19 protein-coding genes and 1 tRNA gene are annotated in these 23,727 nt (G+C 56.8%); 14 read left to right on the top strand and 6 right to left on the bottom strand.

Annotated features, from left to right (window positions below):
* Positions 1-310: 310 nt before the first annotated feature.
* The 5 genes from DOLE_RS03295 to DOLE_RS03315 form a co-directional block, all read right to left on the bottom strand.
* Positions 311-721 (bottom strand): hypothetical protein, encoded by a 411-nt coding sequence (locus DOLE_RS03295; RefSeq protein ID WP_012174070.1) that lies wholly within the window; start codon positions 719-721, stop codon positions 311-313.
* 10 nt (positions 722-731) lie between these two features.
* On the bottom strand, positions 732-995 hold the full coding sequence (locus DOLE_RS03300; protein ID WP_041280325.1) for a hypothetical protein: 264 nt from the start codon (positions 993-995) through the stop codon (positions 732-734).
* A 126-nt stretch (positions 996-1,121) separates the two neighbouring features.
* Positions 1,122-1,697, bottom strand: a complete 576-nt coding sequence (locus DOLE_RS03305; RefSeq protein WP_153304344.1) for a hypothetical protein — start codon at positions 1,695-1,697, stop codon at positions 1,122-1,124.
* 11 nt (positions 1,698-1,708) lie between these two features.
* Complete coding sequence (locus DOLE_RS03310) at positions 1,709-2,551, bottom strand: hypothetical protein (RefSeq protein WP_041280327.1); 843 nt, start codon at positions 2,549-2,551, stop codon at positions 1,709-1,711.
* Between the two features lie 152 nt (positions 2,552-2,703).
* Positions 2,704-2,779, bottom strand: a tRNA-Arg gene (locus DOLE_RS03315).
* A 212-nt stretch (positions 2,780-2,991) separates the two neighbouring features.
* Here DOLE_RS03315 and DOLE_RS03320 point away from each other — a divergent pair.
* The 12 genes from DOLE_RS03320 (at position 2,992) to DOLE_RS03375 (ending at position 22,076) form a co-directional block, all read left to right on the top strand.
* A complete protein-coding gene (locus DOLE_RS03320) occupies positions 2,992-4,158 on the top strand; it encodes an ATP-binding protein (protein ID WP_012174073.1) in 1,167 nt (388 codons plus the stop codon).
* A 285-nt stretch (positions 4,159-4,443) separates the two neighbouring features.
* Positions 4,444-9,378, top strand: coding sequence for a BREX system ATP-binding domain-containing protein (locus DOLE_RS03325; protein ID WP_012174074.1), 4,935 nt, complete (start codon positions 4,444-4,446; stop codon positions 9,376-9,378).
* A gap of 56 nt (positions 9,379-9,434) precedes the next feature.
* On the top strand, positions 9,435-9,761 hold the full coding sequence (locus DOLE_RS03330) for a phasin family protein (protein ID WP_012174075.1): 327 nt from the start codon (positions 9,435-9,437) through the stop codon (positions 9,759-9,761).
* 6 nt (positions 9,762-9,767) lie between these two features.
* Positions 9,768-11,465 carry an ABC1 kinase family protein gene (locus DOLE_RS03335; RefSeq protein WP_012174076.1) on the top strand — a complete coding sequence of 566 codons (1,698 nt, stop codon included), beginning with the start codon at positions 9,768-9,770 and terminating at the stop codon, positions 11,463-11,465.
* Positions 11,466-11,576: 111 nt separating this feature from the next.
* Entirely contained in the window at positions 11,577-12,854 is a 1,278-nt protein-coding gene (locus tag DOLE_RS03340; protein ID WP_012174077.1) for a methyl-accepting chemotaxis protein, read from the top strand.
* A 343-nt stretch (positions 12,855-13,197) separates the two neighbouring features.
* Positions 13,198-14,124 carry a carbohydrate kinase family protein gene (locus tag DOLE_RS03345; RefSeq protein WP_012174078.1) on the top strand — a complete coding sequence of 309 codons (927 nt, stop codon included), beginning with the start codon at positions 13,198-13,200 and terminating at the stop codon, positions 14,122-14,124.
* Complete coding sequence (locus DOLE_RS03350) at positions 14,121-16,328, top strand: HAD-IIB family hydrolase (RefSeq protein ID WP_012174079.1); 2,208 nt, start codon at positions 14,121-14,123, stop codon at positions 16,326-16,328. Before DOLE_RS03345 ends, DOLE_RS03350 begins: the two co-directional genes overlap by 4 nt.
* Positions 16,325-17,773 carry a sucrose phosphorylase gene (gene gtfA / locus DOLE_RS03355; RefSeq protein WP_012174080.1) on the top strand — a complete coding sequence of 483 codons (1,449 nt, stop codon included), beginning with the start codon at positions 16,325-16,327 and terminating at the stop codon, positions 17,771-17,773. The genes DOLE_RS03350 and gtfA overlap by 4 nt, the downstream gene beginning before the upstream one ends.
* A gap of 129 nt (positions 17,774-17,902) precedes the next feature.
* Positions 17,903-18,082 (top strand): hypothetical protein, encoded by a 180-nt coding sequence (locus DOLE_RS03360; protein WP_012174081.1) that lies wholly within the window; start codon positions 17,903-17,905, stop codon positions 18,080-18,082.
* Positions 18,083-18,091: 9 nt separating this feature from the next.
* Complete coding sequence (gene selB / locus DOLE_RS03365; RefSeq protein ID WP_012174082.1) at positions 18,092-20,002, top strand: selenocysteine-specific translation elongation factor; 1,911 nt, start codon at positions 18,092-18,094, stop codon at positions 20,000-20,002.
* Positions 20,003-20,234: 232 nt separating this feature from the next.
* Positions 20,235-21,365: a DUF2333 family protein gene (locus DOLE_RS03370; RefSeq protein ID WP_012174083.1), complete on the top strand. Its 1,131-nt coding sequence runs from the start codon at positions 20,235-20,237 to the stop codon at positions 21,363-21,365.
* A 114-nt stretch (positions 21,366-21,479) separates the two neighbouring features.
* Entirely contained in the window at positions 21,480-22,076 is a 597-nt protein-coding gene (locus DOLE_RS03375) for a chalcone isomerase family protein (RefSeq protein ID WP_012174084.1), read from the top strand.
* Positions 22,077-22,423: 347 nt separating this feature from the next.
* Here the strand turns inward: DOLE_RS03375 and DOLE_RS03385 are convergent, their stop codons facing one another.
* Positions 22,424-22,852 carry an FKBP-type peptidyl-prolyl cis-trans isomerase gene (locus DOLE_RS03385; protein WP_012174085.1) on the bottom strand — a complete coding sequence of 143 codons (429 nt, stop codon included), beginning with the start codon at positions 22,850-22,852 and terminating at the stop codon, positions 22,424-22,426.
* A 288-nt stretch (positions 22,853-23,140) separates the two neighbouring features.
* Here DOLE_RS03385 and DOLE_RS03395 point away from each other — a divergent pair, with 288 nt between their 5' ends.
* Both DOLE_RS03395 and DOLE_RS03400 read left to right on the top strand, forming a co-directional pair.
* Positions 23,141-23,434 carry a BrnT family toxin gene (locus tag DOLE_RS03395; RefSeq protein WP_012174087.1) on the top strand — a complete coding sequence of 98 codons (294 nt, stop codon included), beginning with the start codon at positions 23,141-23,143 and terminating at the stop codon, positions 23,432-23,434.
* Positions 23,431-23,649 (top strand): BrnA antitoxin family protein, encoded by a 219-nt coding sequence (locus DOLE_RS03400; RefSeq protein ID WP_012174088.1) that lies wholly within the window; start codon positions 23,431-23,433, stop codon positions 23,647-23,649. Before DOLE_RS03395 ends, DOLE_RS03400 begins: the two co-directional genes overlap by 4 nt.
* The last annotated feature ends 78 nt before the right edge of the window (positions 23,650-23,727 follow it).

Here is a 23,727-nt window from a genome sequence, read left to right on the forward strand (position 1 = left end):
AAAATTAGTGCGGTTGTCAAAACCGGGAAAAAGAGTTTTTCCCCACTATAAAAAAGCCCAGTAGTTTTCCGGCACTATAAAAAAGGCCGGTAGTTTTCTGACACTATAAAAAAGAATTTTCCGTATCCTATAAAAAAGCGTCAACCTGAGCAGTAAATACCCTTCGCGTAGCCGTGGTAACCGTACTGATAACTTCACACCGGGAACCCGATTTTTAACGAGGCAACTTCCTCGCAAGGAGTCCCGGATAGTTTCTCTAAAAACGATAGCTGAGAGGGGTCTTTTGATTCTCAAATCGACGATCTTCACTTTACCTATAGGCATCATGTAAACCCAGCTCTTCGGGATGGCCGTATTTTTCATTATATTCGTCTATGTAGTTTTCTTGTTTACCCCGTGCATCTTTAAAAAAATTAGCCTGCCAACAGTTATGATCAGTACCATATTTTGTCTCGTCTGCTGAACTAAAAGGCACAACTTTAACAGTACCAATAGACAACTCGGTGCTTGTGCCCACCAAATTTTCAAAATACCAGCCTTCATTTCTCATTACTTTCATTATATCTGTGAACACATAATGCGGGAACTTTGACTCAAAGGTGAGCTTGAAAAACAGCTTCTTGAAAAAGTTCTTAGAATATAAAAGATAAATATAAACGTAATGGTTATTACCATTTTCAATGTCAACAAATGTAAATTTTTTCAATTCTCCTATATTCATAACTCCTCCTTTAATCTGCCAAAATCCAAAATATAAATGTTATTATACCGGCTAAAATATATATCGGAGGAGCGATTATGCTTGAAAATAGATTTACAACAAACCCGGCAAGGCGGCCCCCGACAGTTGCCTCGTCGTCTAATACTTTGAGTTCAAAAAGACTTAGGTCGGCAATTGATTTGTTTTTATAAAATATTTTTGTGAAGGCCGCAATGATTGCGTATATCAACCCAACACCTACAAATGATATAAAAAAAACTGTTACTGTACTCATTTCCATAGCCTCTTATTTTTTTGTTTTTTATACCCATAACGCTCCGCATAAGCGGTCGCACTGGAGCGCTACGGAATCAGCATCCGGTGAATGCGATCGTTGCACGATCTACATTCGTTAGGCAAGTTACTCCTCACCGAGAAACTCACCCTCTTCGTTCAGTATATAAGTTGACACCCGGAAGTTTATTCGTGGCCCTGAGTGGTCGTGAATGATCTGCAAATTTCCGCCGCACTCGTGCTTAAAGTCATACGCAATGTTGCTCTCAGAGTCGAACGTTAGCAGAGCGGTTCTGTCAGACCAGCACTTTAGGCATCTTGCTTTCGGTTTCCGGCTCTTTGCAATTTCAAGCAACCCGCCAAGCTCGGCTATTTCCTCGTTCAGACATTCAAGTTGATACTGCAATTGTCTTTTCTCTGACCGATGCCGGAAGTTGGAGAGGAAACCGCAATTCAACTCATCCTGATGATGGCGTGCCTCAAGCCGTTCGCGCTCTTTTGAAACCAGTTCGTCGTGCAACTCTCCTTGATTCATTCTTTCGATATCGGAATAGCTTGCACAGTCGTAACACCATCCTTTGGCACAGCCAGTCTCGATGGCCCTTCCGTTCGTGGTTTGATATCGAATCCGAATAGGGCGATACACCTCGTATGTTTCGTAGTCGCAACCAGTGCAGACAATCCTTGCTGAATCAATTGACATGGCGGTCTCTCTCAATAATCAGAATAGTCGCTTAGGGGGTTTCCGTCATGATTGGTGATTATGACGTAGGCGTTTTCCTGGGGTCTTTTGCGTATCCTCTGTGATATGAGGCTTGCGGCGTCACTGTCGCCATTGATTCTGGCTCCGGAGCCGTATAGGTAGCCAGTGGTCGCGTATTTAATCTCCCGGTACGCCTCGAGGCTACCGGGAACGGTATCACTTTCCGGCTGGAGGGTGATGTCAAATTCGAGTTGTTCTGGTGAGTGTCCTGTCGGCTCATTTACTGCATCACCCGTTTCTTTGGAAGAATAAACGGCTGGCTGTTCGGATACTCCAGTGTCACCGTCCGGTTTGGCTGGAGCCGCCTCGGTAGACGGCCCTGTAACTGTTTGTGCGCTTGGCACATCAGCTTGTTTTGCAGGCTCTGGCGCAGGTGTGGCTTCGGCGGGGGTTACTTCGTCTTGTAGTGGCTCAGTGGTTTCAGGCTTCGCTTTGTCTTCGACATATACGATGTCGTCTTTGCCCCCTGGCTTTCCAGAAACGCTGCCAGTTCCCGCATCGTCATAGACTGCGCCCCGGAGCCCTGTCCCCTTCGGGAGTTGTTGCCTGAGTTTGCGTTTGATTTTTTCGAGTTTTTCATCTGCCACCTCATGGTTTTCGCCAATGGCGTGCGTAAACTGCAAGGTGAGGGCTATCTCCTTGCCTTTAAATTTGACTCTAATTGGCGTCTTGTCAAGGTTTTTTTGAACTTCTGCAACTGTCGCCTCTATTTCTTCAACGGAATTTCCCTCTAAGGCAAATTCATCTCCGGATAAATGGAATCCATCGGAATTACCAAGCGGTGTGTTTTCCATGGCTTTTCCGAAAACCCGCAACGCGACATTGCCGCCGGCGTGGGCACTTTTCCACTCTCCTGTTTCCGGGTCCTGAGCCTACATGTGGTCCCCCTATGGTCCCCCCGGATAAAAAATGGAATTTATGAAAACGTGTGAAGCCTTGATTTTACTGGTGCCCCCGGCAAGAATCGAACTTGCGGCACATGGATTAGGAATCCATTGCTCTATCCACTGAGCTACGGGGGCGCGGGCAGCGGTATCAACGTTTCTGCTTCCTACCAGAAATGTTGGGCAATATCAACCAGGAAACGCGGGCCGGCATGCCCGGCAGCGGCGGTAAAGGCTAACTCTTAACGCTTTAAATATTTGGGTAAAGTGCATAAAAAAGCTGGCGGCGGCTTGAAAGGAATAATAAACAGTGATATTATCCATGTAAAATAATAATAGGAGTTTTAAATATGCATGGTTATATCCCCAGGCTTATTGAAACGGATATTCTCCGGTCCCTTGCCCGGTCTCCGGCCGTGGCAATCCTCGGCCCCCGGCAATGCGGGAAATCCACCACTGCCCGGCAGTTGATTGATCCGGCCACATCGATCTATTTGGATTTGCAGGACCGGGTGGACCGGAACAAGCTTTCTGAGCCGGAACTGTTTTTTGAGCAATACCGGAGCAGACTGATCTGCCTGGATGAGATTCAGCTGCTGCCGGAATTTTTTTCCGTGCTGCGCTCGGAGATCGACAAGGATCGACGGCCGGGTCGCTTTTTGATTTTAGGGTCGGCGTCCCGGGACCTGATCCGGCAGTCAACCGAGTCCCTGGCCGGGCGGATCGCTTATCATGACCTGACGCCCTTTTTGCTGGCGGAAATGGTCGGCAAATTGTCGTGGGCGGACCTGTGGCTTCGGGGCGGGTTCCCGGAAAGCGCCCTGGCCCATGACGAGCAGGCCGGTTTTGAATGGCGCCTGGATTTTATCCGTACATTCATGGAGCGCGATATCCCGGCCCTGGGATTTAACATTCCGGTGCCGGTGATCGAACGGCTGTGGCTGCTTCTGGCCCACTGCCACGGCCAGACCATCAACTACCAGAAACTGGCCGCATCAGCGGACCTGGCCGTGCCGACCCTGAAAAAGTACCTGGCCCTGCTGGAACAGACCTATATGGTCCGGCTGCTGCCCCCGTTTGCCGCCAATCTTAAAAAACGGCTGGTCAAGTCGCCCAAGGTGTTTCTGACCGACAGCGGTATTCTTCACGCGTTGCTGGATATTGAGTCCTATGATTACCTGCTGGCCAACCCAACGGCCGGCGCCTCCTGGGAAGGGTTTGTGATTGAAAATCTTATTGCCCTGCATCCCCGCTGGCGGCCGTCGTTCTTACGCACCTCCAACGGCGCTGAAATCGACCTGGTGCTGGAGCGGGCCGGGCGATACCATGTTTTTGAATGCAAGCTCTCCAAGGCCCCGCAACCCTCCCGTGGCTTTTACGAGCTGGTTGATGGTCTGCGACCCGAAACCGCCTGCGTGGTCGCGCCGGTGGATGAGCCGTTTGAAATAAAAAAAGGGATTTGGGTCTGTTCGCCCCTGCATTTGATTAAGGAGGAAAAAAAATCGGGGGTGGGATAAGCGCTGTTCCAGAATGGCTATTATTCCTGCTAATGAAAAACAGTCAGGACTGTTTTTGTTTATGGTGAAAAATAGTCAATATCGGCAGTGGGGAAACACGTTTTTTGTGACCCGGAGGAAAGGGCCGTAAAATTAAAAAGCTTGTCAACCAAGCCGGTTGTGGCCTATAGTAATTAGACTAAAAATGCACCGGGCCTGTTGGTGTCTACCTGATTTGTGCTTTTCCGTGTTCTGACCGCCCTCACATGTTCCGGCCCTCATCATACATCTCCTTGGGATACATATATGGACCAGATTCCCGGTTATACCCTGTTTGAAAAAATTGATGAGACACGGACGTCCACGGTCTACCGGGGCAGGAAAGCCGGTGACGACACCGGCCAAACCGTGATCGTCAAAGTGCTCAACACCGACAGCCCCACCCCCTCGGAAGTGGCCCGTTTTCGAAGGGAGTATGAGCTGGTCCGGTCACTGGAGGATGCTTCGGTGGTCCGGGTGCTCGACATGGTGGAGCACCACGGCCGCATCGCTCTGGTGGTGGAGGATTTTGACGGTGTATCCTTAAAAAAGCAGGCCGCCAGGCAGGCGTTTTCCCTGGAACTGTTTCTGACCACCGGTATTCAGGTGGCCGAGGCCCTGGGAAAACTGCACGGGAAAAAGATCGTTCACCGGGACATCAAGCCCCACAATATTCTTCTCAACATAAAAACAAAACAGACCAAGCTCACCGATTTCGGCATCTCATCCACTTTAACCCGTGAGGAGCCGGACACCGGAGAGGAAGCAGCCATTGATGGCACCTTTGCCTACATGGCCCCAGAACAGACCGGCCGCATGAACCGGCCGGTGGGGTATCACACGGACCTCTATGCCCTGGGGGTCACGTTTTACGAACTGCTCACCCAGCGGCTTCCCTTTGATGACATCAGTGATCCCCTGGAGCTGTTTCACGCTCACATGGCCCGACGTCCGGTGCCGCCGGTGGAGCTTAACGCCGCCATTCCGCCGGTGGTGTCGGATATCGTGATGAAGCTGATGTCCAAAGAGGCCGAGGACCGGTACCAGAGCAGCTTCGGCCTGGCCCATGACCTGAAAAAATGCCTGGAATTCCTGCGCGCCAACGGACGGGTGGAACGGTTTGACATTGCCGCCAGGGACATGTCGGTGGCGTTTGTTATTCCCCGGAAACTGGTGGGCCGGGAAGCGGAAGCAGACCGGCTGGTGGCCCTGTTCCGCCGGGTGGAGCAGGGGACCAGCCGCCTGGCCGTCATATCCGGTGACACGGGAACGGGCAAGACCTTTCTGGCCGGCCATGTATGCCGGGAGGCCGTGTCGCGCAAGGGGTTCCTCTGTACCGGGCGGTTTGAGACGCTTCGGGCATCGGTTCCCTACAGCGGTTTTGACGAGGCCTTTCGGGGACTGATCAAGCAGATTCTGTCCCAGTCCGCGGATCGCATCGCTGCCTGGCGGGAAAACCTGCTGACCTCCCTGGGCGCCAACGCGCAGTTGATGATCAATATTCTTCCCGAACTGGAGCTGCTCATCGGCCGTCAGCCCGCGCCGCCTGAGCTGGCCGGTGTGGAAGAGGCCCGGCACCGGCTCAACTATGCCTTCAAGCAGTTTGTGCGGGTGTTTGCCAGGGAGAGCCATCCGCTGACGATCTTTCTGGACGACCTGCACGCCGCCGATCCGGAAAGCCTCTCTTTGCTGAGCCACCTGGCCGGTGAGTCCGACATGGGGGCACTGTTTATCATTGCCGCGTACCGAAGCGACGCACCCGAGCGGGGCCCGGTGGAATCGATCCTGGAAAAGACGGAATCCAAGGGCGTGCCGGTGGAGCGGGTTCACCTGGAAGCCTTTACCCCGGGGCAACTCAATGAGTTTATCGCCCTTTTCTTAAGGTGCGGTATGGTGCGGGCTGAGCCCCTGGCCGGCCTGGTATACAAAAAAACCAATGGTGTCCCTTTTTTCGTCAACCAGTTTTTAAAGACCATTTATGATCAGGGCCTGCTGGAGCTGGATGTGGAAAGGGGCTGGCACTGGAAGGCCGCCGATATCGACCGGCTTCAGATCACCGACAACGTGATCGAGCTGATGGTCGGCAAGATCTCCGCCCTGGATTCCGGTGCCCGGGAAACACTGCTGGCCTGCGCCTGCCTGGGAAGCCGGTTCGAGCTGGACATGGCCGCTACCCTTCTGGGGCGGTCCATTGACGAGGTGGTGGCCGACCTGTCCGAGGCCGTGGCCGCTGACCTGGTCCGGCCCGAAGGCAACCTGTATCTCTTTCAGCATGACAAGATCCGGGAGGCGGCTTACTCCCTGGTGTCGGAAAACGACCGTCCCGGCCTTCATCTGCGCATCGGCGAGCTGTTGCTCGATACCACCGGCGAGCAGGAGCTGGAGGAGAACCTTTTTCAAATCGTCTACCAGTTCAATTGCGCCCTGCCCGCCCTTGCCGACCCGGACCGTCGCATGGAAGCGGCCCGCCTCAACATGCGCGCCGGGGAGAAGGCCAGGGCCGCATCCGCCTACACGGCGGCGGCAGGCTATTTTTCAACCGCCGCGTCCCTGCTGCCGGACAACCGGTGGGAGACCCTGCATGATCTGTCCTGGTCCCTGATGCGGCAGCTGGGGGAGAGCCTGTTTCTAACCGGTGATCCGGAGGGGGCGAACCGTATTTTTGACGAAATGCTGGCCCACACCACCGACCCCATTGACCGGGCCGAGGTGGACCGGCAGATCGTGATGCTTTACACCGCGGTGGACAAGCCGGACAAGGCCATAGAGATTGGGCTGGCGGCCCTGGCCCGCCTGGGGGTCCGGCTTTCCCCCCATGCGGGCAAGCTTCGCGTGCTGCGGGAACTGGTCCGGTTTCGGCTCACTCAGGGATTCATGCCGGTGGAGGCGGTTTCTAATCTTCCGGTGATGACCGACCGGAAGCAGCGGGCCATCGCCGCCCTGCTTACCGCCGTGGGCGTGCCCGCCTATTACGCCAACCCCAACCTGTTTGCCGCGTGCATCATCATGGGATGCCGCATGGGTATTAAGTACGGCCTGCCCGAGTTTGTGGCCTTTGGCCTGATTCCGCTGGGCCTGATTTTCGGCTCCAAGCTGGGATTTCTCCAGTACGGGTACCGCGTGGGCAAGGTCGGCCTCAAGACCATCAACCGGTTCAACGACACCCCCTCCTTCTGCAAGTCCTATTTCGTGTATGCCTATTTCATCCTGCCCTGGTGCGAGCATGTGAAAAACACCATGCACTACCTGTCACTGGCCATCCGTCACGGCATGGAAACCGGGGATGTGATTTTTACCGGCCACAGCATCAATGTCTCCGCGGCCTACTCGATGTTCGCCGGGCTTCCCCTGGATGGCGTATTCGAGGCCCACCTTTCCCACAAGGCGTTTCTGGAGCGTCTGGATTCGCCCTTTGTGCTGAACAATTACATGGACACCTACGAGATTTTTCTTCAGCTCACCGGCACCGAAAAGAGCACAAAGGAGAACCTTCAGACCCAGTGGAACGACCGGGAAGCCCGGCTTCGCGCCATTGAGGATGAAAACCTTCAGCTGGGCGTTTTCATCCATTATGCCAAGCGCTGCATGATCATGTTTCTCTTCGGCAACTACCAGCAGTGTTTTGACACCGCTGTCAAGGCAGGGCCCCTGGAAGCGTACGCCATGGGCACGCTGTACGTGGCCCAGGTCTGTTTTTACTGGTGTCTTTCCGCCGCAAAGCTTTACGACGAAGCCTCTCCGGCCGGAAAAAAGAAAAACACAAAGGTGATGAAACGGTGCGTCGCCCGGTACCGGGAATGGGAAAAAAGCTGCCCGGAGAATTTCACCCACATGGCCTGCCTGATGCGGGCCGAGCAGGCCCGATGCGCCGGAGACACCGGCCGGGCCACGGCCCTGTATCACCAGGCCATGGTCGAGGCCCGAAAGCACGGCTTTCTGCAGAACCAGGCCCTGGCCGCTGAACTGGCCGCTGATTTTCATTTTGCCAGGGGATATGACGAGTTCGGCAGGGCCTGCGCGGCCGAGGCCCGGGGTGCCTACGCACGCTGGGGGGCAGCGGCCAAGGTGCGACAGATAGAGCAACGGTATGGCTCGTCCGGGCCCCTGCTGGTGGCCAGAAGTTCCACCGGCGGCACTTCCAGCACCATGACCGCCGCGGCCATTGACCTTTCCGCCCTTCGCAAGGCGTTGAAGGCCATTGCCGAGGAACGGATTCATACCAAAATGGTGGATCGCATCATTCGCGCGGCTGTCGAGTTTGCCGGGGCACAGAAGGGGCTGCTGATTTTTCGCAAGGAGGCACGGGAAGAAGAAGATGCCCAGATGGCCCTGTTTGTGGAGGCCGAGTGGTCCGTTGGCTCCCGGGATGTGGCGATCATGCAGTCCACGCCGGTGGACCAGAAAGAGACCCTCTCCCACACCGTGGTCAATTACGTGGCCCGGACCCAGGAGAGCCTGGTGATTCACAACGCCCAGGAGCCCCAGGATATTTTGCCCATGCTTCACTCGGAGGACTATATTCAGGGCAATGACGTCAAGTCCATTCTCTGCATGCCCATCACCGTAACCACCGACGAGGGGACCGCCCTGATCGGGTTGCTCTATTTTGAAAACAACCTGACCCGCAACGCCTTTACCCGGGACCGGATTGAGACCCTGGAGATCATCTCCCTGTCCGCCGCCGGCCGGCTGGAACTTTCCAGAAAAGCGGTCACCGACGGGCTGACCGGGCTTTACAACCACGACTATTTTCAGAACATGCTGCAGCAGGAACTGTTGCTGGCCAAGCGCAAGGGCCGGGAGCTTTCCATGATCATGATCGATATCGATCACTTCAAGCGGTTTAATGACACTTGGGGCCACCAGGCCGGGGACATGGTGCTGCGGGAGGTGGCCGCTGAAATTCGGGAGAGCTGCAGAAGTTCAGACGTGGTGGCCCGGTACGGTGGTGAGGAGATGGCCCTGCTGCTTCACGAGACCGGGCCGGAGGCCGCCTTTGCCCTGGCTGAAAAGATCCGCCGCCGCGTCGAGGCGCTTCGGGTGGAACACGCTCCCGGCGAATATCTTCAGGTGACCATCAGCCTGGGTGTGGCCGGGTTCCCCATTCATGCCAAAAACAAAAAACCCCTTGTTAAAAAAGCCGATGATGCCTTATATTCTTCGAAGGCCGGCGGGCGCAACATGGTCACTTTAGCGACCTGATGCGTAATCCCGGTTGCCTGCCCGAATATTCATCAGAAAAAAAAGGAGGAGATGTAATGATCGACCTTTTGAAAAAAGCCATGTTTGCGGGCATCGGCCTGGCACTGAAAACCAAGGAAGAGGTGGAGGAGTTCGCCTCCGACCTTGTGCAGCGGGCCGAACTGTCGGAAAACGAGGGCAAAAAGTTCGTCAACGACTTTATGAAGCGATACGATGAGTCCAAAGAGAAACTGGAGGAAAAAGTGGAGCGCACCGTCCGGGACCTGCTGGCCAAGGCCAATTTCGTGACCCGGGAGGAGATGACCGAAGTCAAAGACGAGATTCAGCACATGCGCAAAACCCTTTCCATTGAAGATTCTTCCGCCGCCGATGACGATCGGTAATATTTGATGCTCAGCATACGCAAAATCGGCATTATCGGCAGGACCTACCGCCACCTGAACCGGTATCGTCAGATACTGACCATCTTTTTCAAGTACGGGTTCGGCGAGTTTGTCGAGCTGTTGAAAATCGAGCAGTACCTTGAAATCGGCATGCAGATGATTTCAAGGCAGCACCGGGAGCAGACCGAGCGGCTCTCCCGGGCCGAACGGGTCCGCATGGCCTTTGAGGAGCTGGGCTCCACCTTCATCAAGCTGGGCCAGGTCATGTCCACCCAGCCCGGCCTGATTCCCATCGACCTGGTAAACGAACTGACCCGGCTTCAGGACAATGTTCCGGCCTCCCCCTTTGACGCCATTTCCGAGGTGTTGCGCGAGGACCTGGGCCGGCCCGTGAATGTGGTGTTCGCCTCTATCGATAAAACCCCCATTGCGTCCGCCTCCATTGCCCAGGTCTATTCCGCGGTGCTGCTGACCGGGGAACGGGTGGCGGTCAAGGTGCGGCGGCCGGGCATCAAGAAGACGGTGGAGGCCGACCTGGAGATCATGATGTACCTGGCCGGCCTGATGGAGCGCAACATTGAGGAGTTTGCCCCGCACCGGCCGGTCCAGATTGTGGAGGAGTTTGCCCGTGCCCTGGAGCGGGAGCTGGATTTCACCATCGAGGCCACCAACATCGAGCGGTTCAAACGGCAGTTTTCCGGCGACGAGACCATCCATGTGCCCCGGGTGTTCCGGGAGTACACCACCGGCCGGGTCCTGGTAATGGAGCATATCGACGGCATAAAGATATCCGATGTGGCCCGGCTGGAGGCCGAAGGCTACGACAAGAAGCTTCTCACGAAACGGGGAACGGACGTCACTTTAAAGCAGGTCTTCAACCACGGCTTTTTTCATGCCGACCCCCATCCGGGCAATATCTTCGTTCTTCCCGGCAACGTGATCTGCCCCCTGGATTTCGGCCTGGTGGGCAACGTGGCCTTGAAGCACCGGGAGATGTTTGTCGATCTGCTCGACGCCCTGGTCCACCAGAATGTTTCCGACACCACCGACGTGCTGCTCAAGCTGGCCATCTGGGACGACGAGCCCAACCGGCTGGCCCTGGAAAGGGACGTGGCCGAGTTCATCGGCCAGCACCTGTACAAGCCGTTAAAAGAGATGGACCTGGGCAGCCTGCTCCACCACCTGCTGGAGATGCTCACCCGTCACCGGCTGCGCATTCCGCCCAACGTGTTTTTGATGATCAAGGCCATTGCCACGGTGGAAGGCATCGCCCGCCGGTTGGACCCCGATTTTGACATTATTACCCATGCCACGCCTTTTCTGCGGCGGGTGAAGCTGGCCCGGTTTTCTCCTTTTCGCATCGCCTCGGCCACAGCCAGAACCGCCGCCGACCTGGGCCGGTTTGCGCGCCAGTTCCCCGGCGAGCTGCTGGACATCACCCGGATGATAAAGGGAGAAAAGATCGCTTTCCAGATGGAGATCCGGGGGCTCAAGACGCTTTTGTCCACCATGGACCAGGTGAGCAACCGCCTCTCTTTTTCCATCATCATCGGGGCACTGCTCATCGGTTCGGCCATGATCATCGCCACCAAGATTCCGCCCCTGGTGTTCGGCATGTCATTGCTGGGCATCATCGGGTTTGCCGGCGCCGCCATCATGGGCGTGTGGCTGCTGATCGCGATCCTGAGAAAGGGCCGGCTATGAGGGCAATGGGCTTGACATGCCCGGAAATATTGCCTAAAGTCTTATGGAACAAGCGGGTTACAGGGCACGGCCACCGGCCGGCTTTTTACATTTTCATACAAGGAGTCAACCATGCTTCCTGAGAGGATAAAACGGGCGAGTGTTCGTACCAAGCTGCTGCTGCTGGTGATTCCGGTCACCGTGATCATGCTGGGGCTCATGTTTTCCATGAGCAGCTCCGCCGGTGCCTTCTGGGCCCTGGGCGGCATCATGATCATTTTAAACAGTGTGATTATATGGTTCGTGGCAGGCAGCGTGCTGGGGCCGGTTTACGAGATCATCGAAATCTGCAGGAACATGTCGGTGGATATTTTTGAAGCCAGAAGCGACCTCACCGCCCGTGTCCGGGAATTCAACCGCAGCCTGAAGGACTACCCCCACGATGAAAAGGGCCAGGCGGCCAAGTGGTTCAACAAGTTTATGAAAAAGATTCAGATCATCATGACCGTGGTCCGGGACAAATCAGTGGTGGTGAATGATTCGGCCGGCGGCCTGCTGGTCCTGACCGAGTCCATGCAGAAGACCGTTGAAAAGAACCGCAACCGCACCAATGCCGTGGCCGGCGCCGCCGAGGAGATGAACGCCAACATGGAATCCGTGGCCCTGGCCATGGAGCAGGCCTCGTCCAACATCAAGATGGTGGCCACCTCCACCGAGGAGATGACCGCCACCATCGCCGAGGTGGCCCGCAACTCCGAGAACGCCAGCACCATGACCGAGGGGGCCGTGGCCCAGGCCCAGAAGGCGTCAGACCAGGTGGAAGAGCTGGGCCGGGCGGCCCGGGAGATCGGCGAGGTGCTGGAGACCATCGCCGAGATTTCCGACCAGACCAACCTGCTGGCCTTAAACGCCACCATCGAGGCGGCCCGGGCCGGCGAATACGGCAAGGGGTTTGCCGTGGTGGCCAACGAGATCAAGGAGCTGGCCTCGGCCACCTCCGAGGCCACCATGGAGATCAAGAACAAGATCGAGGGCATTCAGAACTCCACGGCCGGCACCATCAAGGAGATCAGCCAGATCACCAAGATCATCAACGACGTCAACGAGGTGGTGGCCACCATTGCCACGGCCGTGGAACAGCAGACCACCACCACCCGGGAAATCGCCAACAACGTGGCCCGGGCCTCCACCGGCATCGGCGAGGTCAATGAGAACGTGGCCCAGTCCTCCATGGTGGCCGCCGAGATCGCCAAAGACATTCTGGCCATCGACCAGTCGGCCAGTGAGATCGCGGACAAGACACAGGAGGTCAACACCGGCACGGTCCGTATGCGCGAAGTGACCACTGAGACCGCGAACATGACCTCCCGGTTCATCATCGACCAGCAGGCCGAAGAAGAGATGGTGTAGATCGAAAGCGTTATTCTCCGGGCGTTTCCACCCTGGCCGGGCCTTGCTTTTTTGCCCAGATAACCCGTGCCATACGCGGGGCAGGCGGAGACCGCCGCGCACCTCTCCCGCACCATGCGTTCTTCCCCGCCTTGACGGGCCCCGCGATTTTGTATTACCTTAACATCATGTTATGAGTTTTCCGGATATCACATATACGGGTGCCGGGCCGTTGCCGGCACCGGTCCGCTTCTTCTTTTCAACCCATGCAGTGCGGACACTTTTCGTGGATGAGCGCAGGGCCGGCCGGCCCGGTTCTCTTTCCACGTGCCGGCGTCCGGCACCAGAGACAAGGGAGTGACCCATGGTGGTGGCTATCGGCGAGGTGTTGTTTGACGTTTTCCCCGAAGACAAGCGGATCGGCGGCGCCCCCTTTAATTTTGCCGTTCACCTGGCAAACATGGGGTTTCCCGTTCACTTTGTCACCCGGGTGGGAAAGGATGCCAACGGCAGGGCGATTCTGGACCTGATGCACCGGTTCGGGCTGTCCCGCGAGAACGTTCAGATCGATCCCGAGTATGCCACCGGCCGGGTCATGGTCCATCCAGAGGCGGACGGGGGCCACCGGTTTGATATTGTTGCGCCGGCAGCCTACGACTACCTGGCGTGCACCGATCAAGTCATGGACCTGATGCGCACCCCGCCGGACATGGTCTATTTCGGTACCCTGGCCCAGCGGTCTGAGCAGAGCCGGCAGGCCATGGAAGAGATGTTTCAGGCGGCCCCGCCGGAAACCCGGTTTTTCTGCGATATCAACCTTCGACCCGGCGGCTATGACCGGGCAATTGTCGATGGCGCCCTGCAACAGGCCGACCTGCTGAAGCTCAATGACGCGGAGCTGGCCGTTATCGGAGAGATGTTTGACATTCAAGGGGATACGGAAACCATGATTCGCCGGCTGATGGAAGCCCGCGGGCTGGTGCTGGTGGCCCTGACCCTGGGCAGCCGGGGCGGCCGGTTGTTTACCCCTGACGATCATGTCCGCATCGACCTGCCGTCCCGGTCCGCCGGTCCGCCGGTGGTGGACACCGTGGGCGCCGGTGATGCCTTTGCCGCGGTCACGGCCGCCGGGTTCTTGCAGAACCGTCATCTGTCAACCATTCTGGAGGCAGCCACGGAGTTTGCCGGCCGCATCTGCGGTATTCAGGGCGCGGTGCCCGATTCACCCGATTTTTACAGGCAGGGTCGCCTGCCCGAATTTTTTTACAAAGACACCGGAGAAAGCCGATGACAAAACGGGGGCTATATATCCAGATGTTCAGCATTCACGGCCTGGTGCGGGACCGCAACATGGAGATGGGCCGGGACGCCGATACCGGGGGCCAGGTGTTGTACGTGGTAGAGCTGGCCCGCCACCTGAGCCGGCACAAGGACGTGGAACGGGTGGACCTGCTGACCCGGCGCGTCACGGACAAGGCGGTTTCCAGTGACTATGCCGAACCGGTGGTGCAGGTCAACGATAAATTCCGCATCGTGCGCATTCCCTGCGGCGGCGGCCGATACCTTCGAAAGGAGCTGTTGTGGCCCCATCTGGACGAGTACGTGGACAAGACCATTCAGTTCATCCGGTCACAGGACCGGGTGCCGGATATTGTTCACGGTCATTATGCCGATGCCGGGTACGTGGCGTCCCAGCTGGCCCAGCTGTTTGACATCGGGTTTGTGTTCACCGGTCACTCCCTGGGCCGCCAGAAAAAGGAGCGGCTGCTCAAGGACGGCATGCGCGAGGCCGATATTATAAAAAAGTACCGCATCGACCACCGCATTCGCGTGGAGGAGGATGTGCTTAAAAGCTGCGACCTGGTGGTGACCAGTACGCACCAGGAGGTGGAAAAGCAGTACGGCGCCTACACGGACCACCACCTGCCGGAACGGTTCTGCGTGATTCCGCCGGGTATCGACGTGGACCGTTTCTATCCCTATTACCACGATATCGCCGGGGACAACGAGCGCACCGAGGCGGCCCTCTTTGCCCGGGCTTCGGTGATCGAGGAGATGAACCGGTTTTTCATGCAGCCGGACAAGCCCCTGGTGCTGGCCCTGTCGCGGCCGGACAAGCGCAAGAACATATCCGGCCTGATCCAGGCCTTCGGCTCGGACCGGGAGCTTTCCTCCATGGCCAACCTGGCGGTATTTGCCGGTATTCGAAAAGACATCACCCGGATGGGCGATAACGAGCAGGACGTGCTGACCATGATGTTGCTCTCCATGGACAAGTATGACCTGTACGGCAAGATGGCCATTCCCAAGCAGCACGATTTTGAACACGAGGTGCCCGAGCTTTACCGCATTGCCGCCGAGCGCAAAGGGGTGTTTGTCAACGTGGCCCTGACCGAACCCTTCGGCCTCACCCTGATCGAGGCCGCGGCCACCGGCCTGCCCCTTGTGGCTACAAAGGACGGCGGGCCCCGGGATATCATGGCCAACTGCGACTGCGGCCTGCTGGTGGACCCGCTGAACCCGGAGGAGATCAGCGGCGCCATCAAGACCCTTCTCACCCGGCCGGACACATGGAAGCGCTGTTCGCGCAACGGTGTGATGAACGTGCGGAAACACTACACCTGGGAGAGCCACGTGGACCGGTATGTGAAATCCCTGCGCCAGACCTTGGCCGAGACGGGAAAACAGGGCATGGACGTGGCCCGGCCCTCCAACGCCATCGGCCGGCGCCTGCTGCGGCTGGACCGCTTTCTGATCACCGATATCGACAACACACTGGCCGGAGAGGACAACAGCCGGCTGGACGAACTGGTTCGCATTCTTAAGGAGAACCGGAACCGCGTGGGGTTCGGTGTGGCCACGGGCCGAACCGTTTCATCGGCCGTGGCCTTTCTCAAGGAACTGGGTGTGGCGCCACCGGATATCGTGATCGCCTCCGTGGGGGCCGAGCTCTATTACGGCCGGGAGCTTCAATTTTCCAACGGCTGGGCCACTCATATCGCCAAGGGCTGGAACCGGGAGAGAATCGTGGACCTGCTGGCCGACCTGCCGTTTCTGGAGTATCAGCGGGAAGAGACCCAGCGGGAGTTTAAAATCAGCTACAACATGGCACCGGCAAAGGACCGCATTCCCCTGATCCACGAAATCCTTTCCCGGGAAAAGTGCCGGTATACCCTGATCTACTCCCATGAAAAATACCTGGATATCCTTCCCTTCCGGGCCTCAAAAGGCAAGGCGATCCGCTACCTGGCCTACAAGTGGCAGGTGCCGCTCTCTCATTTTCTGGTGTGCGGGGATTCGGGCAATGACGAGGAGATGCTCCGGGGTGACATTCATGGCGTGGTGGTGGGCAACTACAGCCCGGAACTTAAGCCGCTTCGGGGCCGCCGCAACGTCTATTTTGCCAAGGCCCCCTGCGCCGCCGGCATTATCGAGGGGCTGGAACATTACCGCTTCCTGGAAAGGGAGGGCGGTGGAAAAAGGAAAAAGACATGACCCTGAGAAACCGGATTCAGGTTATCAGTTACCCGGACAGCCTGGGAAAAAACCTTCAGGAGCTGCACTACGTGTTGCGCCGCTATTTTGCCGATGCCGCCGGTGGCGTGCATCTGCTTCCCTTTTACCCGTCGTCCGCGGACCGGGGGTTTGCCCCCGTTACCTATTACCAGGTGGACCCCGCCTTCGGCACCTGGCGTGACATCGAGCTGATTCAGGAGGACTTTGACATCACCATCGACTTCATGGTCAACCACATCTCCCGCCAGTCCAAGTACGTGGCCGACTTCATTGAAAAGGGAGATAAATCCGAATATGCCGACATGTTCTTGAGTTTCAACAAGCTGGCGCCCGACGGTGAAATCCGCAAGGAAGATCTGGACAAGGTCTATACGAGAAAGCCGTCGCCTCCCTATCAGGTGATTGAACGGCCCGACGGTTCACGGGAGACCATCTGGTCCACGTTTGACTACGAACAGATCGACGTGGATGTCCAGTCCCCGGTCACCCGGGAGCTGTTCCGGGATTTTCTGATTTTTCTTTCCCGCCGAAAGCCGGAATTTATCCGCATGGACGCTTTTGCCTACACCACCATTCGCCTGGGCACCAACTGCTTCTTTGTCGAACCGGAAGTGTGGGAGCTTCTGGAAATGCTGGAGGGGTTTGTCTCCCCCTTCGGCGTGCAGCTGCTGCCAGAGGTCCACGAGCACTACTCCTACCAGTTGAAGCTGGCTGAAAAAGGCTACTGGGTCTATGACTTTGCCCTGCCCATGCTGGTGCTGCACACCCTTTATCATCACACCAACAAGCGGCTGCTGCACTGGCTTCGCATCTGTCCCCGCCGGCAGTTCACCACCCTGGACACCCATGACGGCCTGGGCGTGGTGGACGTGGCCGACCTCATGAGCCAGGAGGAGATCGAGCGCACCGTGGACGGTCTGTATGAAAAGGGTTCCAACATCAAGCGCATCTATTCCACCGCCGATTACCAGAACCTGGACATCTACCAGGTCAACTGCACCTACTATTCGGCACTGGAGCGCAACGACGACTCCTACCTGGCGGCCCGGACCCTTCAGTTCTACGCGCCGGGCATTCCTCATGTTTACTACGTGGGGCTGCTGGCCGGGGAAAACGATGTGGCCCTGGTGGAGGCCACCCGGAACGGCCGGGACATCAACCGGCACAATTACACCCTGGACGAAATCGCCGTGGCGGTGGAGCGGGAGGTGGTGCAGCGGCTGATCCGGCTGATGCGGTTTCGCAGCAGCTATCCCGCCTTTGACGGCGAGCTGGTCATCGAAGAGACACCGGAAAACCGGGTGGCCCTCACGTGGAACATGCCTCCCTATACCACCACGGCCCGGGTGGACCTGGACAGCTACCGCACCGAGATCACCTTCTGGGATGCCGATACCCGGTCGGAAAAGTCTTTTGTGGTATGATCCCTGCCGGGGAAACCAGCACCCCGTTTCCCCCGGGTTGGCTGCCCGGCACTGGAAGATGTATTGACCGGCGTACCCCAGGTATATTAAGAATACCTGGTTAACGATATTTCATAAGGAACATAGATCATGAACCGTGGCGTTACGATTTTTTTTGTCCGGGCAGTGGTGGGCCTGGTGTTTGCCGTGCTGCTGACCCGGTTTTTTCATCCCGAGATGACCGGGGCCGCCACCGTGGGCCTGGCCGTTATTATGGTGGGCCTGGCCTACCTGTTTGACTATCTTCGTAACCGGAAGCCCGGCGAATAGGGAGCACGCGTGCGACAGCTGATTCTGGGAACCGCCGGCCATATCGATCACGGCAAATCCAGCTTTGTCAAGGCCCTCACCGGCACCGACCCGGACCGTCTCAAGGAGGAGAAGGCCAGGGGCATCACCATTGAGCTGGGGTTTGCCTCCCTTACCCTTCCCGGCGGCCAGCAGGTGGGCATCGTGGATGTGCCCGGCCATGAAAAGTTCATCAAGAACATGGTGGCCGGGGCTTCGGGCATCGACATGGTGGCCATGGTGATCGCCGCCGACGAGGGGGTGATGCCCCAGACCCGGGAACACATGGACATCTGCACCCTGCTGGGCATTGACCACGGCCTTGTGGTGCTGACCAAGATCGACATGGTGGACGAAGAGATGCTGGAACTGGCCATGGCCGACGTGGAAGACTTTACGCAAAACACCTTTCTGGAGGGGGCCCCGGTGCTGCCCGTCTCCGCTGTTACAGGGGAGGGCATTGCCGAGTTTCCCGCGATCCTGGAACGCCTGGCCGCGAATGTGCCGGACCGCAACCCCACCGACCTGCTGCGCATTCCCATTGACCGGGTTTTTTCCATGAAAGGATTCGGCACGGTGATTACCGGCACCCTGGTGGCCGGCGCCGTGACCGTGGGTGAAACCGTGGAGCTTTACCCTTTTGACGTCCGGACCAGGGTGCGGGGCCTTCAGGTCCACAACAGCAGCGTGGAGCGGGCCGATGCCGGCCTGCGCACCGCCATCAACCTTCAGGGCCTGGAAAAAACCGAGATCACCCGCGGCGGCGTGGTGGGCCGGCCGGACCAGCTTTTGCCCACCTATATGCTGGACATCTATTTTCACGCGTTGAAGAGCAATGCAAGGCCCATCAAGCACCGTGCCCCGGTGCGGGTCCACTGCGGCACGGCCGAGGTGATGGGCCAGATAATCCTGCTGGACCGGGAGACCCTTGATCCCGGCCAGGACACCGTGGTCCAGATTCGGTTAAAGGAGCCGGTGGTGTGCGTCAAGGATGACCGGGTGGTGGTGCGCAGTTATTCGCCGGTGCGCACCATCGGCGGCGGCCCGGTGTTAAACCCGGTGCCGGTCAAGCACCGGCGCAACGATTCATCCCTGGTAGAGGCCATCGCAAACCTGGCATCGGCCCCGCCCGAGGCGGTCATCGCCTTTCACTGCGAGCAGGCCGGGTTTCGGGGCGTTTCACTGCCCGCGCTCCGGGTCATGACCAACCTTCCGGACAAGGCCCTGACAAGGGCCATGGACGGTTTGCTGTCGGGCCAGACCATTCTGCTGGTGGACCGGGAAAAACAGGTCTATGTTCACAAAACGCTTTTTGACAAAACCGCTTTTGAGATGCGGGCCATTCTCGACGCATTTCACCGGGACAACCCCTTGAAAAAAGGCATGCCCCGGCAGGACATCAAATCCAGGATCGCACGCCGGGCCGGTGACAAGCTGTTTGAGCGGGTGCTGGACCGCATGGTCAAAAAAAAGGAGGTGGTCCAGGATGGCGACACCGTGCACCTGTCCGGCCATGCCGTGGCCCTGGCCTCGGACCAGGGGAAAATCAGGGAAGACCTGCTGAACCTGCTGGCCCAAAGCGGCCTTACACCACCCACCCTCAAGGAGTTGCCCGGGGCCATCGGCACCCAGGATACCGGGGCGGTCCGCGAAGTGCTTTACCTGCTGGTGCAGCAGAAAGACCTGGTAAGGGTCAAGGACGATCTTTATTTTAATAGCGCTGTTCTCGAACGCCTTGAATCCGAACTGGTTGATTTTTTAAATAAAAACGGAACAATCGACGCGCCCCGGTTCAAGGAGATGACCGGCGCCTCCCGCAAATACACCATCCCGTTGCTGGAATATTTTGACGCGAAAAAGGTGACCATTCGCGTGGGGGACACCCGCAAGCTCAGGCAATGACAAGCAAATCCGCCCCGCCTTGCCCGCGTTTCAATTCGTCAGTATCCATCCATCTGTTATGAGAACACGAAAAATGTTTCCAATCCGGAAAAAGGCCCCTTTATGGATGGAAACCAATTAGTCCTTAACATTTTACCGGTATTTGTATATTGTGAGGGGGAAAACAAAACCGGGTTACAGACAATCAAAAGGTCCGCCCGGCAAAGCCGGGTTGTCAAGGAGAGATCGGTTCATGAACGAAGAGAAATTCAGCGCTTATGCGGTGCCACGGGTGGTCGCGGCCGTGGTGATCGTGGCGCTTGTGGTGTGGGGAACATCTTTTGTCTTAAACTTTCTAAGCCCTGAAAGCGACGACCATGCAGCCGTTGACAGTCATGGCCCGGCTTCCGTTGTCACGGCGGACGCCGCCGGTCATGGAGAAACCAGTGCTGTCGTGACGGAGCATGCGACTGATGATGCCGCTGCACCTCCTGCTGCCGTCGATACACACACCCCGGTGGCCGCGGAAAAAGCCGATAAAAAACGCAAAACCGTGGTCACCACCACGCCGGCCCCTTATGCCCCGGCGTCTGAACACGGGGGCGCGGCCGGCGCGGCCGGTTCAAAACCCAAAACCAAGGGGCTGGCTTTTGTCAATGCCATGATCAAACCCATGGAATACGAGCTCAGCGAACGGTTCATGGGGTGGCGGCCCAATGATATTGTTCAGCCCACCGACAACGTCAATAATTTTCAGCTGGGCGTTCTGGAAGTGACCCGCCGAACCGCGGTGATGCTGGCCGAACGGCTCTCCCGCACCGGCACCACCGATATTATGGACGAAAATCTGGAACGGGCCATGAACTGGTTCATGGTGGCCGCAGACAGTTACTGGCTTCCTTCCGCTGAAAACAAATACCAGGAGGGCGTTGAGGAAGTGCGGGCCTATGGCCACAAGCTGACCAGGGGCGAAGCCAGGTTTTTCACCCGTTCGGACAACATCATCCCCCTGTTTAAAACCTATGCCGATGTGCTGGGCGGATGCGACGAGAACCTTGTCAAGTCCCATGAGAAAGACGGCAGCCGGGTGAGCACCTTTGCCGCGGATGATTATTTCTATTATGCCAAGGGCGTGGCCAGCACCATGCTGGTGATCCTGGAGGCAGTGGCCGAGGATTTTCATGAAACCCTTGAGACCCGGGGTAGCGCGGATACCCTTCACCACGCCATCGAGTCCTGTCATCACGCGGCAAACCTGGATCCCCTGATCATTCTGGAAAGCGACCTGGACGGCATTTTTGCCAATCACCGGGCCAACATGGCGGCCCATATCAGCCATGCCCGGTTCTACCTGGATGTGCTGGTCAACGCGCTGTCCACATAACCGGAATATTTCATGAAATATCCGGGGTAACCGGTCCGGTTGTATATTGTCTGGTCCGGAAGTATAATGGCACAAGCAGTCAACATTAAAATTCATAACAATGGAGGCGGCAGCATGGTTAAACGTTTATTGATGGTGGGTCTGTTGGTGGTTTGCATGGCATCAATCGCGTCAGCGGTAACGGTGGGAAAGGTGACCCTCCCGGATTCGATCACCATAGCGGGTGAAAATCTGGTGTTAAACGGGGCCGGCATTCGGGAAAAAAGGGTGGTGCTGGTAAACGTGGATATTTACGCGGCCGGTCTTTACCTGAAAAGCAAAACCACTGATGCCCAGGCCATTATCGACGCGGATGAATCCATGGCCCTGAAAATTCAGATCATCTCCAGCCTGATCTCCTCTGAACGGTTTGTCGAGGCCGCGGTGGTAGGCTTTGAGGAGGCCACCGGCGGCAACACCGCGTCCATTCAAAAAGAGATCGACATGTTCCTGTCGGTGTTTGCCGAGGAGATCAAGCCGGACGACGTGTTTGATATTCAGTATGTGAAGGGCGTTGGCACCAAGGTTTACAAGAACGGCAAGGCCGAGCCCGAGGTGGTGGTCGCCGGCATGCCCATTAAAAAGGCTCTGTTCGGCATCTGGCTGGCGCCGAGAACCGAAAAAGCCATGCAGAACCTGGGCAAGGACCTGCTGGGGATTGCCGGAAAGTAAGTTCTGTTGCCTTGCGAAGGTGCCCAGACGCATCCCCGTCATGAGGAGCAAAGCGCAGTCCGTCATTGCGAGGAGCGCAGCGACGAAGCAATCTCATGGCATGCGTAATGCAGGGGGGATTGCTTTGCCTTCGGCTCGCAATGACCTTTGAAACAGCACTGGAATGAAAACAAAAAGGCCCCGCAAGCGAAAAGCATGCGGGGCCTTTTGCTTTCTAAGGCAGAATGCTCCTTTTGATACGGAATCAAACGTCATTGCGAGGAGCAAAGCGTAGTCCGTCATTGCGAGGAGCGAAGCGACGAAGCAATCTCCTTCTTCAGAGTCAACCAGAGGTGTCTCCTTCGAAACTAGCTGACTTCCACCACCTCCAGGTCAAAGTACAGGTCTTTGCCGGCCAGGGGATGGTTGGCGTCCAGTGTAACCGTGTCATCCGTGGCCGCGACAATCTCCACCACAAGGACCTGTCCGTCCGGCTGCTGGGCCTGCAGGCGCTGGCCGACTTCGGTGCTGAGGTTTTCCGGAATCTGGTCCCGGCCCACCTCCATGACCAGCTCCTCGTGGTAGGCATAGGCCTGGTCGGCCGGGACTTTCTCGGCGGTCTTGGTTTCACCGGCTTTCATGCCGATCACCGCCGCCTCGAACCCGGGAATCATCTGTCCCTGCCCGATGGTAAACTCCAGCGGGTCCCGGCCTTCTGACGAATCAAAAATCTCGCCGTTTTCCAGTTTCCCGGTATAGTGCACTTTTACGGTGTTGCCGTTCTGGGCCTGTGTCATTTGTCTTCCTTTGGTTTTGAGATTGCAATTGCCCCTTTAAGAAAAGAAGATGATAAAAAAGACCAACTTCAGAAAAAAAGAGAGCGGGCTTGTAATGAGTACTGCTGATCCCATTGTTGACATTTCCGGCAAAGGGCTGTCAATGATAAAATGTCATTTTTCGCCCTTTTTATCATTCAAATCGATGTCAAATCACCACGTGCAGGCCGCAAGGGGCTTGTCTGTGGACGCTGGTTGTCTCTATAAGAAGGGCCTTGACATTACACCTATTGTCAATACAATGTACATATGAGCGAGTTACTGTTTGAATGGGACGAACGGAAGGAGCGGGCGAATATTAAAAAGCATGGGGTTTCTTTTGAGGAAGCCCGCGCTGTTTTTTATGATGTGCATGCCATTCAATATTTCGACCCTGATCATTCAGACAAGGAGGAACGGTTTATTCTGCTCGGCATCAGTTACAGGCTCAGGGTGCTTGTCGTGTGCCACTGCTTTCGAAAAAGCGATAAAATTATCAGGATCATTTCCGCCAGGAAAGCCGACGGGGATGAAGAAAATGAATACTGGAGGCACAGATCATGAGAGACCATTATGATTTTTCCAAAATGAAGGGCCGCAAGAACCCTTATGTAAAGCATCTGAAACAGCCGGTGACCATGCGCCTGGACCGGGACACGGTCCAGTATTTTAAGACCATGGCCGAGGAGACCGGAATTCCCTACCAGAGCCTGATCAATCTTTACCTTCGGGATTGTGCGGCGAACAACAGAAAGCTGCATGCGGAGTGGCTGCCATAGGTTACTGCCCTGGCATGATTCGCGTACTTTTCTTGGCGCGGGCGATTATGCAGGGGCAACCGGTGGTTGCCCATCAGT

Origin of the sequence: Desulfosudis oleivorans Hxd3, assembly GCF_000018405.1 — a bacterium.
In the GTDB taxonomy this organism is placed as follows: Bacteria; Desulfobacterota; Desulfobacteria; order Desulfobacterales; family Desulfosudaceae; genus Desulfosudis; species Desulfosudis oleivorans.